This is a genomic window from Bacteroides sp. L10-4, from assembly GCF_013373675.1.
Taxonomy (GTDB): Bacteria; Bacteroidota; Bacteroidia; order Bacteroidales; family Bacteroidaceae; genus Bacteroides; species Bacteroides muris.
In genome coordinates this window covers 85041-99709 of the sequence record NZ_JABXJH010000007.1, presented here as the reverse complement: position 1 = coordinate 99709, position 14669 = coordinate 85041, and the positions used below count along the sequence as shown (strand labels likewise).

Here is a 14669-nt window from a genome sequence, read left to right as displayed (position 1 = left end):
AACTGAGCAAATACAAACTTGTCTTGAAACATATGCGGTCATAGTAAAACTACCGCAAAGATAAAATTTCAAGTCCGTTCGCTCGAAAAATCCATGTAACTAACTATATTTCAATAATTTCAAAGAACTTTTTCAGATTTTAATGGGACAGTAGTGAGCCTTTATGCAAGCCTAGCAAGCCGTTCCTTCAGCAATTCGCCATACTTTTCTTTTAATTCAGCACTTAAGAAAGAGTTTTGAATGACAGTTTCAAACTTAGGCAATAGTTTGATATACTTATTTATCAGTCGTTCCACAATCACATTCTCTATACCTAGTGTAGCTGCTGACCTAATAAAATCCTCTCTTTGAAGCTTTTTCTTCCGACCATTCAAGGTCAATGCCAATTCTTCATTATCCTTGGGATTAATGATAACTGCATTTAGCAAATCGTAAGCAGGAGTCAAACGTATTATATCCGCCACCTCATACAAAGAGAAGTTTTTCAAGTGCATATCGTTATTCCCTATCAACCAAGAGAAAAGCACCAACTCAAAGAAATTGGTAACATCCATTTTAGGTAAAGACGAGTATTTCAAAACAGCCTTGCCGACACGTTCATAACTGCTCTTGTATTTATGCTCTGTTTGCCTTTCGGTCAGTTGGCACATATCTTCCATCGCTATCTTCTCTCCGTCAGAAGTCCTGTCAATACGACGGGTAAGATAACATAGCGTATCATCTGCCATCCGCATTAGCGTATGGGGAACCACCTCAATACGTGCCACCTCTGCAAGGTGCATAGTTAAATCCTCGACCTCAGGCATCATTTCATATTGCAATGTCTGTGGCTTACAAATATAACCGCCCCATAGTCCGACAATAGTCAATCGCTTGCTACCCTCATGCTCATTCAAATGTAAGGATAATTTCGGCTGAACACCGGTTAAAGAGGTTTGGTCTTGAATGATTTGCAGAGCAAGCTGATCAAGTTGTTCTGTCGTATAATCAAGAACAGGCAATGTTGCTGTTCCGAAGAACTTCTTTATGCAAGCTGTGTGCATATCCTTTTCTCCTTTTAAGAGCGGACGATAACAATATAGACAATTACACATAGTGTCCCTCCTTTTCTTCCATTGGGATAACGCTTACTGCCCCGATACAATCTTTGCAGCATGTCAGCAACAACGACATCCGATCAAGAATACTGATGTCTGTATTCCGCAATGCAACATCCAACAGCCATCCCTCAGGAATCAAACCATCGAAGAATGGGAACAACACAGGACTTGTATACGCTTCCTCCTGTAAAGGCAATGTCAGGCTTACAGCCTTTGCCGTTTCCAAAGAGAGATATTCCGGCAAATAGCGGAATTCATATCCGGCATCGTTTTCTGTCAGAATACCAGCTAATTGGTCTTTATAAAATATATGGGCTTGTCTCATTAATTACTGTTTTTTTGAGTGGCAACCATTTCATAATTGAAAAAGTCAAGGAGCTGATTCACTTTATCGAGGCGTAGCGTTTCCTTGCCCTGTTCAAGGTCTCGCACAAAGCGCAACCCCACACCCGACTTCAACGAGAGTTCTTCTTGCGTCAGATTATATTGCTTTCGCAACATCTTGACCGTAGTAGAAAGATTATTCATAACATCGTACTTTATACCTTTTCGGGTACAAAGTTAGTACAAATATTCGATATTATATCAGTATGGGTATAATTTATTGTTTCGCTACTGCAATTATATCAGACAGGGTATAATACAAGGAGGATTGAGGCATTATTATTAAGGCTAAAAACAATTACAACGCATATAGTTTTACACTTTTCCAAGCGAATAAATCTGATTCGTTACACTTTTTCAAACGAATATAACCCATTGCTCTACACTTTTTCAAGCGAATCGAGGTGTCTTCTATAGAAATTTTCTGCTTCTATAACCCATTTTCTACTATCCAACACTTTTCAAGGAATAAAAATCACACCGCAAACCACAGAAATCCCAAGAAAACCACTACCTTTGTATTCAACAAGTGTTCTGTAACATACCTGCGGAAATACCCTATCACTCAATACCTTGTATCTGATAGCGGACATTCCATAAAAGGACTGAAAAGAGGCGGTACAACACGTATATGCAAAGCGATGAAATACAACGGTTTGCATTTGTCCCTACATTCTGTGTATTTGTCAAAACAGAGGTTGTACCGATTAAAATGAATGGTCACTGATAATCAGTGATGTAAATATGCTTGCAGGAAAGAACTGTGAATATCCACAGTGTGGATGACTTTCTTTTGTCTCCTGCTGGCATGGAAAAGTTGGTTTGTTATTATTTTCCGAATTGTAACGCGAATCCCAGATTGAAGAATGTGATGTTGTTTTTGAACCAATTGTGATTCACTCCGTCATCATAGCCGTCCGTGTTGTAAAGTCGTGCATCGGGGTTGGCAAACCAGTCTGCTGTCAGGAAATCACAGCGAATCATGCCCGAGAGTTTACGGCTGATGCGGAATTCATAGCCTGCAGCGAAAGTTATTCCACAATATCCTTTATGGAAAAGGTGTCCGTTCCGTTCACCGCGTTTATATGTCCGTTCCTGATAGTTCATATACCCGATGCCGAACGAGAGGAACAGTCCTTGATTCCCGTTGCTCCACAAGGGCCGGTATGTGATGTTGGGGCGTATGCAGTGCAGATGTGCCTTATCCGGCAGGCGTGCCATGCGTAGATAGTCATATTGAAGTCCTGCGGCAAATAGGGGCGTGATGTAGTAGCGGCCTTCTGTCATCAGGTCATATCCCACCCGGTTGCCATTCTTGCTGAAGAAGTCGTTGCGGTTTCCTTCTACATGGGGCAAGGAAACACCGCCACCAAGGATGATGCTGTAATTTTGCGGTAGGCATTCGCTTTGTGCCAGCATTCCTGTCACTCCGATGGAGAGTAGGGATAGACAGAGGAGGAATCGTTTCATTCTTTTTCTTGAGTTTTTTGAAGTATCGAATCTTTCTATCGCTTACCGTATAGCTTGTCTATCAAATCCGCCCGTCCTATCCGGCGCAGTTCGTTTATGATGTTCCTGCGTTCCTCTGGTTTGTACCAGAAGAAGAACTGGCGTTGCGCCAGCTTCTCGCGTTGCGTCTTGGCGCTGAACACCGGTTCCAACGTATAAGGATGGAAGCCCGTGTACCATGCTTCGGTGGCAACGGTCATGGGAGTAGGGGTAAAGTCCTGTACTTGTTCCAGATGGAAATCCAGGCGTTTGGTGATGACGGCAAGTTCAGCCATATCCTCCTCCTTGCATCCGGGATGGCTACTGATGAAATAAGGGATAAGCTGCTGACGCAGTCCTTCTTCACGGTTGATTCTGTCGAATATCTTCTTGAACTCACCGAACTGGCTGAACGAAGGTTTGCGCATGATGTTGAGCACGCGGTCCGAGGTATGCTCCGGAGCCACTTTCAGACGGCCGCTGACATGGCGGGCGATGAGCTCGCGGGTATATTCCTGCGTACTTTTGTCGGTGTCCGGATTCTTGCTCTGGTGCAGTAGCAGGTCATAGCGTACACCGCTGCCGATGAACGACTTCTTGATGCCGGGCAGGGCATCTACGGCATGATAGATGTCAAGCAGTGGACGGTGGTCTGTATTCAGATTGGGGCATACTTTGGGGTAGATGCACGACGGACGTTTACATTTTCTGCAGATAGCCTCATCCCGTCCCTTCATCCGGTACATATTGGCCGACGGACCTCCCAGGTCACTTAAGTAACCCTTAAAGTCGGGCAGCTCTGTGATGGCTTTTACCTCTTTCAGAATGCTTTTCTTGCTGCGGCTTACGATGAACTTGCCCTGATGTGCGGAAATGGTACAGAACGCACATCCTCCGAAACATCCGCGGTGCAGGTTGACGGAGAACTTTATCATGTCGTATGCCGGAATGCGTTTCCCCTTATATTTGGGGTGGGGCAGGCGTGTATAAGGCAAGTCAAAAGAATGGTCGAGCTCGGCTTCCGTTAAAGGGGGATAGGGGGGATTGACCACCACTGTCTGTTTGCCGGTCTTCTGCAGCATGCGCGATGCTGTATATTTGTTACTTTCCTCCTCGATATGACGGAAGTTGGCAGCTTCTTTCTTTTTATCTTTCAGACATTCTTCATGGGAAAAGAGGGTGATATCTCCTTCTTGTGCTACTACTTCCTTGTCAAGATAAACCATTTGAGGAATATCGGCGATGAGCTCTTTGAAGCTTTGGGCGTCCACTTGTGTCTGTTGGCGTTTCAGTCTCTCTGCAAGTTCCACCACCGGTTTCTCTCCCATGCCGTAGATGAGTGAGTCGGCACCACTGTCGAGAAGGATACTGGGGCGTACACGGTCTTGCCAATAGTCATAGTGTGTCAGGCGGCGCATGCTTGCCTCGATGCCGCCCAGTACGACGGGGACGTCGGGAAATAGTTTCTTCAATATGTGGGTATATACAATGGAAGGATATTCGGGGCGCATATCCGGACGTGCGTCCGGTGTATAGGCGTCATCACTGCGCAAGCGTTTGTTGGCAGTGTATTTATTGACCATCGAATCCATACAGCCGGGACTGATGCCGAAAAACAGACGGGGACGTCCCAGCTTCTTGAAGTCGCGCAAGTCGTCGCGCCAGTTGGGCTGGGGAACGATGGCTACGCGTAATCCTTCCGCCTCGAGGATACGGCCTATGACGGCAGCTCCAAAAGACGGATGGTCTACGTAGGCATCACCGCTGAAAAGTATTACATCCAATTCGTCCCAACCATGCAGCTCTACTTCTTTTTTGGTGGTGGGGAGCCAGTCTGTAAGGCGATATTCTTTCATTAATCCATTGTAAATTGTAATGTCATTCGTTCTCCGTCATAAATCTCACGGAAGCCTATCTGTTGCTCGGCAAGATACTCTTTCATATCATTGAAGGCAGTGGCGTCATCCATGATGATTTCCAGCTTCTCGCCTTTCCCGACCTCGCACATGGTTTTTATGGCAGGAATTAGAGGGCTGTAATGCTGTTGTCCGCAGGTGTCGATGGTTTTCATTTATTCTTCTTCTATGGTGTCTTGTTGGGAAAGCCATTGCAGATAGAGCTTGATGAGTTGCTGTAGTCCGAAGGCCTTCATGTTGTTGTGGTAGATAACGTCGATGCAGAGGTCGAGCAGGTCTTTGCTGTCTTCCTCTTGCGCGGCGATGAGAGAGCGGATGTTCAGTTTCAACTTGTCGAGTACGGTTTCTTCCACAATGCCATTGCTGTCGATGAGATGACGGAAGAGTCCGTATTTTTCGATAGTGGCAAGGTTTTCTTCTGAAACTTCTAAACTGCGGGTTCCGCTGGGATTAGCTTGTATGGTGTACATGTTGTTTAATGTTTAGTGGTTAATGTTTAATGATTAATAGAAGCAAAGATAGTTTTTTCACCACAGATTACACAGATTTCTACAGATTATTTATAGGGATTGCTGTTTTTCTCTGTATTACTCAACCTGATTTGTGGTGAGAAAGTGAAGTATGGAGGCCATAATTGCATTTCTGGACGTTTCTTCCTTGATGCTTTCAAAAGGGAATCCCATGATGAAGGTGCGGTAATCGCTGCCTTGATAGGCCACGGCGGCGGATGCGTTGTCGGTGGCATAGGTCATGACTGGAAAAGCGGGAGACATGGGCAGGATGCAATCGGGGGAAGTGACCGGATAGTCCTGCTCATTCGGTAGTCGGGGAAGGGTGAAGGTATGCCCCAGTCCCCGGACATTGATTTTGTCCCCGTCTGTTTTCAGAGAGTTGCCATGCCGGTACTTCAAGATATTCTGAATAAATTCTTTATTGCCCTGCGAGCTGTCCATATCGCTGCCTACGTAGGCACCGCTGACCAGGAGATGACCTCCCGACCGGCAATAGGAAGTCAGTATGCGCTGCATGGGCGAGGAGAATGTTTTGTAGTAGGTATTGCGTGCCGGATTGCTGGAATTGTCTTCTTTCTCCAGTCCGAGGATATAGTCTACTATCGGATAGTCTTCTAAAGAGAGGATACCTTTTTCCACAGCCTCATCGCTGCATGAGACGAAGCTGTAGTTTCCGGCGGCTTGTATGGCCTTGCCGTGTACGAAGGGGTAATCGAAAGTATTTCCGATGATTTTCATGCCTTCGTATTCCTCTCCACTCTCTCCCAGACGTTTTCCCGCTTCTTCCCGGCTGAAGTTCTGCTGGGCGCCGCAAAGGGAGATGTCATAGAGGTAAGGAACGCCGGGATCTTGCGACAGGTCGAAACCTGCAGCATCGGGAGTGTCTATGACGGCCGGCCCGCTGATACGGTCGAATCCGTTGACGATAAGTATCTGTCCTTTTTCCCGTTTGGCTTTATAGGCAGCAAGAATTTCCGAAGGGAAGCTTTCACCGCCCCGGTTCACGGCGGTTACTTTGAAGGAATAGATGATGCCGGGTTCTATTTTTACGGTATGGGACGGAGAACTGACACGTACGCCATTGTCAAATCCTCCGCGTCCGATACGTGTATATACAATATATTCGCGTGGCTTGGCAGTCGGCTCTAGCGGGTCTTCCTTGCCTTGCCAGGAAAGCTCTAAAGTATTTTCCTTTTTCCCGAAGCGGATGGCAAAGTGGCTGACGGGAAGCGGTTGGACTGCATACTCCTTGCCGTGCTGGCCGCATATATATTGCAAGATGGCTTTATAGAGCGCGCGTCCGACGATGAACTTGAAGTTGGGGTCATGCCCCAGACGCATATCTGCGAAGTTCTGGTGCGACAACAGTTCTACGATGGTGGAAGGAACGGCGGGCAGGCGCGTTTCACTGTAGTTGCGGTTCCATAGGCTGCGGCGTGTCCAGTCTACGTTAAAGGTGGAGCGGATGTCATGCTGCAACTGCGTCAGCAAGACGTCCGAGAGGTCGCGGGAGGCATGGCGGTCTGTACCGGCATTCAGCCTGCCGTTGTTGAAGTTGGTGGTATAAATGCCGAGAGTGCCTATAATCTCGTCTTCCTTGCTGAAGCCGGCATCGCTGTGCAGGGCCATACTCATTTCAAAGGGGATGCCCAAGCCTTCTTCCGTCGGATTGAATACTGATTTTCCTGCGAGATAATTCACTGTACGGGAACGCGCGTTGATGTCATCATTCATGTCATTGTTCCCCTCATAGCCTCCGTAGACAGAGTAAGGCATACCTGCCCATTGAGCAGAGTAGCGTGCACCTTCCAGATATCTGGGCAAGCCGCTGGCTTGTCCGCTGCGGGCAATGTTGCCCATGCCTCCTCCAAAGCGGACGGCATCGGCACAGACCACCCCTTTTTCCTTGCTTTCGTTGCTCAATACCACCATGCCATAGTCATTCCGGCCTTTGTCGAAAGTGAATGTGCCAAGGTATACCCATGTACCTCCTCCTATTTGCTGGTTCACCTTGAATTCCGTGACGCCTCCATTGTGGAATACAAGGTATTTGGCATCGCTTACGCTGCCCGGCAGTGTCTGATAAGATACGTATACGGCATATTCTCCTGTTCCCGGAATATCGGGCACCCATTCGGCAAAAGCTTTGTCTTTCTTCTTTTCAGTTTTGGCAAAGCGTGCCGTGCCGGTAAGGAAAGGGTTTTCATTGTCCTGATAGATTTGTTTCCGTTGGGCAAATCCGGGTCGGGAGGTCTGCTCCCAACGTGCTTTCCGGCTTTTTACATCCAGATAGAGGGAACCTTGTCCTCCATGTCCGCTCAGGCTACCGTCATTGTCTACAATGACTTCTCGCTTTTGTGTGTTCCTTTCGCGGGGAGTGAATACATTGGCTCCTGCATTCTCCAGCATGGGCAGAAGGTAGGGCAGGATGAACGACTGGGTGAACTGGTCTTCTGTGGTACAGAACAACCTGGGGCGTTGCCATCCCCATTTGTCTTTGTCATTAATGTAATATTTCCCGTGGCTTTGCCAAAGGGCGATGTGTCTTCCTTCCAGTCCTCGGGTAATTTCGTAGGGGCGCGAAGTGCGGGTTACCCAGGGTGTACCTTTGTATTCCAGGTGGCTGAACAGACGTGCTTTGTCTTTCTTCCCTTTCCGGTAGAGGTTGGGGATAAGCTCTTCGATGTTTTTCCCGTCAGCAAAGATGGTGAGGCCGAAGTTGTTCACCGGTCCCGGCAGGATTTGTCTCAGATATCGGTAAATGGCATCGACGGTTTCTGGTCGTAGAGGCTGGTAGGCAAAGCGCTCGTTTGCGTAGATGAACAATTTCTTTTTCCGGAAGTCGATTTGGAAGCTGTCCGGACGGCAAGTGCCTATGTTTATCGGGGAGGAATATTCATTGAAGAAGGTTTGCAGGCATTCTGCCACGTTCGATTGAATGTCTTGGGCAGACAGCCACGTCCCGTGTAGCAACAAAAGAAAGAAAAGAACAGGTTTTTTCATATTCGCAGTTCATTTTAGAGCTTGTTTGAATTTCGCTTGCCAGGTTTTTATTCGTCACATACCCGCTACGCTCCGCAGAAAAATATTAGAACAAACTTTTAGGGGATTAAAAAAGAGGTGCATAATCAGAGCGATGCACCTCTTTCCTGAATGTATTTATCTCGTTTCCGAATTTTCTTGTTTCAGCAGGTTATAGTGGAATGTATTCCACAAAGGCCTCCATTGCTTCATAGGAAGCAAGTCCGAGACTGTCATACAAGGCAGCTGTTCCGCGGTTACGGTCTTCGCTGCGTTGCCAGAACAGACGTTCGTCATTGCCCAAGAACGGTGCGCTTTCCATCTGCGACTGATGCTTCAGGATAGAGTTGCGTTTGGCACGCAATTCTTCCGGGCTGATGGGAACGGCCATTTCGATGTTTTCGATTTCCCATTCTGCCCATGCACCGCGATACATCCAGATGCGGCATTCCTTCAACCATTTGGCATCTTCTTCTTTTTCCAGGTCGATAGCGGCAAATACGGCATCCGTACAAACACGGTGTGTTCCGTGCGGGTCGGCCAGGTCGCCGGCAACGAAAATCTGATGGGGCTTCACTTCGCGCAACAGGTTGCGTACGATTTCCACGTCTGCTTCGCTGATAGGATTCTTCTGTATCTTGCCCGTTTCGTAGAACGGCAGGTCAAGGAAGTGGCAGTGATCCAAAGGTATGTTATTATATGTACATGCAGTACGTGCTTCGCCACGACGAATCAGTCCCTTGATGGTCAGGATGTCGCGCGTGTCCATGTCACCGTCTTTTTTCTCCTTCAGATACTTACGGATTTCGGCGTATTTGTCGTTGATAACCTGGTCCTCGCTGTTGTTGAAGATTTGGTTGAATCCGTTGATGAAGTGTAGGAAACGGATCACTTCTTCATCGCCTACGGCAATGTTGCCGGAAGTTTCGTAAGCCACATGCACGTCATGTTTCTGCTCTACTAGACGACGGATGGTACCTCCCATGGAGATAACGTCATCATCGGGATGCGGAGAGAACACGACCACACGTTTGGGATAAGGTTTCGCACGTTCGGGACGATAGGTGTCGTCTGCGTTCGGCTTGCCGCCCGGCCATCCGGTGATGGTATGTTGCAGGTCATTGAATATCTTGATGTTCACGTTATAGGCTGAACCGAACAATGCTAGCAGCTCACTCAGACCGTTTTCGTTGTAGTCCTTGTTGGTTAGCTTCAGAATGGGTTTTCCGGTGAGCTGGCACAACCAGACGATGGCGCTGCGGATGAGCTTGTCGTTCCATTCGCAGGAAGTTACCAGCCAGGGGCGTTGGATACGCGTCAAGTTGGCGGCGGCAGACAAGTCGATGACGATGTGCGCATTGTTGTGAGTCTGCAAGTAAGAAGCTGGAATGGTGTCGGTAACTGCACCTTCCACACACTCTTTTACCATCTTGGCTTTTTCTTCACCCCATGCCATCAGGTATACTTTCTTTGCGGCAAGGATAGTGGAAACACCCATTGTGATGGAACTGATAGGAGTACTTTCGATGCTGCCGAACATCTTGGAAGCTTCGTTACGTGAATCATTATCTAGCAGAATCAGACGGGTGGTAGAGTTCATGCGTGAACCCGGTTCGTTGAAACCGATGTTGCCTACGCGGCCTATGCCTATGATAGCGGCGTCTACTCCGCCGAAGCTTTCGATGCGCTGTTCGTACAGACGGCAATATTCAAAAATGATGTCTTTGGCAATCGTACTGTCCGGGCTGAAGATGTTCTGCCTGTCAATATCCACATGGTCGAGCAGCATTTCTTTCAAGGCATTGAGGTTGCTGTTAATGGCATCCGGTGCCAGTGGATAATATTCGTAAAGGTTGAATACGACTACATTGCGGAAACTCAAGCCTTCTTCTTTATGCATGCGGATGAGGGCTGCATATACGTTGCGTGGAGAGTTTCCTCCTGCCAGTGCCAACACACAGAAACGTCCCGCTTTTTGCTTGTCACGGATTAACTGTGCAATGTCAAGGGCAATCTGGTTGGCGCCTTCTTCGGCAGACTCGTAAATGTCTGTCGGTATTTTTTCCAGTCGGGTCAATACCGACCGTTCAAATGCATTCTCAGGCCTGTAGTATCTGGGGGATACTCTGTTGAGAGTGATTTGAGAGCTTAGATTGGTTTTCATAAATAGAATATTAATAAATGATTAAATATTGCACTGTTCTTTGAAAAACAAATATACGAAAAACAATGTTCATTCGCATGTCGTTGAAGATTAATTAAGAGATTGTATAGGTCTCCGGTACAAGTTTGCCCATGGCCCATACGGCTCTTACGTTCAAGTTTTCGTCCATGACAATGATGTCGGCATCCTTGCCTTTTTGGAGGGAGCCTTTGCGGTCGTATACGCCCATAATCTTTGCCGGGGTTTCAGAAGCCATGCGTACGGCGTCTGCCAACGGAATTTCAGCTTTTTGTACTACGGTGCGTATCAGCCGGTCCATGGTGGCTACGCTGCCGGCAAGGGCGGAATGGTCTGCAAGCTTGCAGACTCCGTCTTCGATGATGACGCGCGGGTCAAAGGCCTCCTGGCTGTCGCTTGCGGCGCATGCCAAGGCGTCGGTTATGAGGCAGGTGCGTTCTACGCCTTTTATCTTGTAGACCAGTCGCAGGATGGTGGGAGGAACATGGATGCCGTCGGCCACCACTTCCACCGTCATATCGTCCAGCAGATAGATGCTTTCTACTGTGCCTTCGTATTTGTACTCACGGCGTTTGTGGAAACCGGGCATTGCATTGTAGAAGTGGGTGGCATGGGTATAGCCTGCTTCGTAGGCTGTACGGATGTCTTCAAACTCCGCTTGCGTATGGGCTACCGATGCCAAAATGCCTTTGGCGGTGATGTATTTTCCAAACTGCATGGCTCCCGGAAGTTCGGGGGCAGCGTCCCAGCGCTTGATACAGGACCAGGTTTCCACGATAGGGATGTATTCGTTGGGGTCGGGACTCTTGATGTTCTCGGGGATTTGTCCGCCTGCCATCGCCATGTTCAGGTAGTGTCCTTCCAGATGCAGGCCAAGGATAGGGCTGTCTTTTTCTTCCATGAGCTTGGTGCAGGTTTCGGCTGCCTGCTCAATCATGGGAACGGTGGAGGAGGAGAGGGTGGGGAAAATGCTGGTTGTTCCATATTTCATATGGGTTTTGACGGCTACACGAAAGGCATCTTCAGTACATTCCATAAAGTCACGGCCTCCACCGCCATGGGCATGGATTTCCACACCGCCGGGGAGTACATACATACCTTTTACGTCTATCAATTGTGCACCGATTACTGCAAGGTCACAGTTAGTCACTTCCAATATTTTTCCGTCCCTGATGAGTACAGAGCCGTCTTTAAGCCATCCTTGCGGGGTAAGGATGCGGGCGTTGATAAGTTGAGTCAACATAGGATTTAGGGGTTAGAGTTATTAAATTAATCATGTCGTTGTTCTGACATTGTTTCAGAGGACAAAAATAGGCACTTTTTGGAGAATATGTACTCCTTCTTTTAGGGTATTTTCATTAAATACTCTAAAAAAAAGCAGATTTGGTGCATTTTGCAGGATGTCTCTTTCCTTAAAATGTGTTCTTATTATATAGAAGCGGAATGCTTATAGGGGTATACCGGGGTAAACTTACGACTGATATACTATTAAAAGGCTTTTAATGATGGTTCGCTATGGGAAGGAGATGGATAGGCGGACTTTGTGGAGGAAAAGGCATAGCTTCTATAAATAGGTTGCTAGGGGTATAATGAGGATAATCATGCAAAAATAAACCGTTCATCGCACTTTTTCCGTTTGGGTTTGTTATATTTGTATTTGTTTATAAACTCTAAAATATCAACGTATGAAAAGCTGGAAAGTAGAAGCAGCCATTATAGCCGTGGGGCTGCTTTTGTTGGGAATCAAGGTAAAAGGCGGTATTGACAATTTTGTGAATAAGGATCGTGTGGTCAGTGTAAAAGGACTGGCCGAAATGGAAGTGCCTGCCGACAAGGTGGTCTGGCCTCTTGTTTACAAAGACATAGGCAATGACCCTGCTCTGCTTTATGCCAATATGGAGAAGAAGAATGCAGCCATCGTGAGTTATCTTGAAAGCAACGGCATAGAGAAGGAAGAAATCAGCATTGCACCCCCCGAGGTGATTGACATGCAGGCTGAACGTTACGGTGACCGCAATGTGGTCTATCGTTATAATGCCACGTCTGTCATCACTGTCACTTCCAAGAATGTGGATAGGGTGCGTAGACTCATGTCCGGGCAAGCCGAGCTCTTGAAGCAGGGCATTGCCATCACAGGAGGAGACTACAAATATAACGTGTCTTATGAATTTACCGGTCTTAATGAAGTGAAGCCAAAGATGATAGAAGAGGCTACCAAGAATGCCCGTGCCGCAGCCGAGAAGTTTGCCAAGGATTCGGACAGCGAGTTGGGCAAAATCCGTAATGCTTCGCAAGGGCAGTTCTCCATCAGCGACCGCGATGCTTATACTCCTTATATAAAGAGCGTGCGCGTAGTGACTACCGTGAACTATTATCTGAAGAAATAACGAAACCGTCCGCATCTTTCCAAGCGGGGAACTTTTGCCTGAACTCCTGCAGGGAGGAAAGGCTGAGGGAGGCAGTGGCAGTCGCTTCTTTGTCATCGGGCACAGTGGCAAGCACTTCTCCTTTTGGAGAGTAGACCGCACTGCCTCCACAGTGTGGAGTGTCTCTGCCATCTCTGCCGATGCGGTTGACACCGCAGACATAACTGATGTTTTCCAAAGCACGTGCTTGCAGCAGGATGTCCCAAACCTTCCGGCGGGGAACGGGCCAGTTGGCGACACAAATCAAAAGGTCGTATTCATTGTTCCTGTTGCGACTCCATACCGGGAAGCGAAGATCATAACATACAAGCAACAGTATGTTCCAGCCGCGATACCGGATAATGGGACGTTGGTAGCCGGAAGTGAAATGCTCTGTTTCGTGCCCCATCCGGAAGAGGTGCCGTTTGTCGTAATGCATCGCCTTCGGGCGTAAGGAAGAATGCACGGTTGTAGTAGGATGGCTTTCCTCCTTCTGGAGCTGTCTCGTTGGCAATAAAGCTGCCTGCAAGAGCGAGTCGGTACTCTTCAGACCATCGGCGCAGCGTTGTGATAGTTTCTCCTGTTGTGGGTTCGGCCAAGCTGGCGGTGTTCATACTGAAGCCGGTGGAGAATGTTTCCGGTAAAACAACAATCTCCGTTGTTCCACGAAGAGTTTCTAACTTCTCGTGGAGACGACGGAGATTTTCTTGTTTATTTTCCCAGACGATGTCTGTTTGCAGAATGCTTATTCGCATGGCATGAATGCTTAATACCTGATTAGATATCTCCTAAATCAAAATTTTCGGGATTTTTCCCTTTAAAGTTCTTGAAATACAGTTTTATCTCGCGCATATCCTTTTCTATGTCTCCGGTAGGCATGACAGCTTTGGTAGAGGAGATGGTCTTGGAAGGATAGTCAATCCCGATAAGCATGATGGGTACTTGTGCTTTAAGCGCTATGTAATAAAAACCTTTCTTCCAGTTGGGATTGGCTTTACGGGTTCCTTCCGGTGTAATGGCCAGGTGGAAATGCTTGCTGCTTACAAACTTTTCGGTCATTTGGTCTACTAAGGAAGATTTACGTCCCCGGTTCACCGGGATGCCACCAACGGCTTTGAATATCAATCCCAGAGGAAAAAAGAACCATTCCTTTTTCATCATGAAGCTGGTCTTGCGGCCGATGGCGCCATAAAACAATTTACCGATAAATAAGTCCCAATTGGAAGTATGGGGTGCCGCACAAATTACACATTTGTCGTAGTTGGGCACCGTCACGTTTGTCTTCCAGCCCAGCAGGCGATAATAAATGAAGCTATAAAAGGCTTTCTTCATCTTATTTCAGCTTGCCCATTGCGTCAATGATTTCGTCTACCTTCGCATTGAAATCAGCACGAAGTTTTTTGTAGAAACCTTTTACATTTCCCGGCTCGGTGTGGCTGATGCGGCTTATGAATTCATCTTGCATTTTTAGAATTTCAGCCATCAGATTGTCGGCTTTTTGTTTCTCTATTCCAGGTATATATAAGCTGTTTACAAGACACTCTGTGAACAATTCACCCGCAATATAGTTTATATTCTTCTTTAGTTCTTTTCTACTTGCCATAATTTTTACGTTTAAAATGAATAATTTGAATTATTTTCGGTAAAGATAATGTTTTTCT

The 14669-nt window shown here is 47.2% G+C and carries 13 protein-coding genes and 1 pseudogene; 1 reads left to right on the top strand and 13 read right to left on the bottom strand.

Annotation, left to right across the window (positions count from 1 at the left end):
* Nucleotides 1–161 precede the first annotated feature (161 nt).
* The 10 genes from HU824_RS04125 to nagA all read right to left on the bottom strand — a co-directional run bounded on the left by HU824_RS04125 (nt 162) and on the right by nagA (nt 11846).
* A complete protein-coding gene (locus HU824_RS04125) occupies nt 162–1094 on the bottom strand; it encodes a HipA domain-containing protein (RefSeq protein WP_176468176.1) in 933 nt (310 codons plus the stop codon).
* On the bottom strand, nt 1087–1425 hold the full coding sequence (locus tag HU824_RS04120; protein WP_136009307.1) for a HipA N-terminal domain-containing protein: 339 nt from the start codon (nt 1423–1425) through the stop codon (nt 1087–1089). The genes HU824_RS04125 and HU824_RS04120 overlap by 8 nt, the downstream gene beginning before the upstream one ends.
* The gene (locus HU824_RS04115) at nt 1425–1628 is read right to left on the bottom strand and encodes a helix-turn-helix transcriptional regulator (protein WP_055278865.1); all 204 of its coding nucleotides are present in this window, start codon (nt 1626–1628) and stop codon (nt 1425–1427) included. Before HU824_RS04115 ends, HU824_RS04120 begins: the two co-directional genes overlap by 1 nt.
* Nucleotides 1629–2312: 684 nt before the next feature.
* A complete protein-coding gene (locus HU824_RS04110; protein ID WP_136009306.1) occupies nt 2313–2954 on the bottom strand; it encodes a hypothetical protein in 642 nt (213 codons plus the stop codon).
* A 35-nt stretch (nt 2955–2989) separates the two neighbouring features.
* Nucleotides 2990–4828, bottom strand: coding sequence for a YgiQ family radical SAM protein (locus HU824_RS04105; RefSeq protein WP_176468175.1), 1839 nt, complete (start codon nt 4826–4828; stop codon nt 2990–2992).
* Nucleotides 4828–5043, bottom strand: coding sequence for a sulfurtransferase TusA family protein (locus HU824_RS04100; protein WP_136009304.1), 216 nt, complete (start codon nt 5041–5043; stop codon nt 4828–4830). Before HU824_RS04100 ends, HU824_RS04105 begins: the two co-directional genes overlap by 1 nt.
* Nucleotides 5044–5358, bottom strand: coding sequence for a hypothetical protein (locus HU824_RS04095; protein ID WP_136009303.1), 315 nt, complete (start codon nt 5356–5358; stop codon nt 5044–5046).
* 117 nt (nt 5359–5475) lie between these two features.
* Nucleotides 5476–8403, bottom strand: a complete 2928-nt coding sequence (locus HU824_RS04090; protein WP_136009302.1) for a xanthan lyase — start codon at nt 8401–8403, stop codon at nt 5476–5478.
* Between the two features lie 190 nt (nt 8404–8593).
* Nucleotides 8594–10585, bottom strand: coding sequence for a glucosamine-6-phosphate deaminase (locus HU824_RS04085; RefSeq protein ID WP_176468174.1), 1992 nt, complete (start codon nt 10583–10585; stop codon nt 8594–8596).
* Between the two features lie 94 nt (nt 10586–10679).
* Nucleotides 10680–11846, bottom strand: a complete 1167-nt coding sequence (gene nagA, locus HU824_RS04080; RefSeq protein WP_136009300.1) for an N-acetylglucosamine-6-phosphate deacetylase — start codon at nt 11844–11846, stop codon at nt 10680–10682.
* 442 nt (nt 11847–12288) lie between these two features.
* Here nagA and HU824_RS04075 point away from each other — a divergent pair, with 442 nt between their 5' ends.
* A complete protein-coding gene (locus HU824_RS04075) occupies nt 12289–12990 on the top strand; it encodes an SIMPL domain-containing protein (RefSeq protein ID WP_136009299.1) in 702 nt (233 codons plus the stop codon).
* Here the strand turns inward: HU824_RS04075 and HU824_RS04070 are convergent.
* The 3 genes and pseudogenes from HU824_RS04070 to HU824_RS04060 form a co-directional block, all read right to left on the bottom strand.
* Nucleotides 12962–13763, bottom strand: a pseudogene (locus HU824_RS04070) (amidohydrolase). The gene HU824_RS04075 and the pseudogene HU824_RS04070 sit on opposite strands and share 29 nt — an antisense overlap.
* A gap of 22 nt (nt 13764–13785) precedes the next feature.
* On the bottom strand, nt 13786–14340 hold the full coding sequence (locus HU824_RS04065) for a 1-acyl-sn-glycerol-3-phosphate acyltransferase (protein WP_176468173.1): 555 nt from the start codon (nt 14338–14340) through the stop codon (nt 13786–13788).
* A gap of 1 nt (nt 14341) precedes the next feature.
* A complete protein-coding gene (locus HU824_RS04060; RefSeq protein ID WP_136009296.1) occupies nt 14342–14611 on the bottom strand; it encodes a hypothetical protein in 270 nt (89 codons plus the stop codon).
* Between the last annotated feature and the right edge of the window lie 58 nt (nt 14612–14669).

Excerpts from the sequence above, each read along its gene's own strand:
- HU824_RS04125 (WP_176468176.1), bottom strand. The coding sequence starts at position 1,094 with ATGTGTAATTGTCTATATTGTTATCGTCCGCTCTTAAAAGGAGAAAAG.
- HU824_RS04120 (WP_136009307.1), bottom strand. The coding sequence starts at position 1,425 with ATGAGACAAGCCCATATATTTTATAAAGACCAATTAGCTGGTATTCTG.
- HU824_RS04115 (WP_055278865.1), bottom strand. The coding sequence starts at position 1,628 with ATGAATAATCTTTCTACTACGGTCAAGATGTTGCGAAAGCAATATAAT.
- HU824_RS04110 (WP_136009306.1), bottom strand. The coding sequence starts at position 2,954 with ATGAAACGATTCCTCCTCTGTCTATCCCTACTCTCCATCGGAGTGACA.
- HU824_RS04105 (WP_176468175.1), bottom strand. The coding sequence starts at position 4,828 with ATGAAAGAATATCGCCTTACAGACTGGCTCCCCACCACCAAAAAAGAA.
- HU824_RS04100 (WP_136009304.1), bottom strand. The coding sequence starts at position 5,043 with ATGAAAACCATCGACACCTGCGGACAACAGCATTACAGCCCTCTAATT.
- HU824_RS04095 (WP_136009303.1), bottom strand. The coding sequence starts at position 5,358 with ATGTACACCATACAAGCTAATCCCAGCGGAACCCGCAGTTTAGAAGTT.
- HU824_RS04090 (WP_136009302.1), bottom strand. The coding sequence starts at position 8,403 with ATGAAAAAACCTGTTCTTTTCTTTCTTTTGTTGCTACACGGGACGTGG.
- HU824_RS04085 (WP_176468174.1), bottom strand. The coding sequence starts at position 10,585 with ATGAAAACCAATCTAAGCTCTCAAATCACTCTCAACAGAGTATCCCCC.
- nagA (WP_136009300.1), bottom strand. The coding sequence starts at position 11,846 with ATGTTGACTCAACTTATCAACGCCCGCATCCTTACCCCGCAAGGATGG.
- HU824_RS04075 (WP_136009299.1), top strand. The coding sequence starts at position 12,289 with ATGAAAAGCTGGAAAGTAGAAGCAGCCATTATAGCCGTGGGGCTGCTT.
- HU824_RS04065 (WP_176468173.1), bottom strand. The coding sequence starts at position 14,340 with ATGAAGAAAGCCTTTTATAGCTTCATTTATTATCGCCTGCTGGGCTGG.
- HU824_RS04060 (WP_136009296.1), bottom strand. The coding sequence starts at position 14,611 with ATGGCAAGTAGAAAAGAACTAAAGAAGAATATAAACTATATTGCGGGT.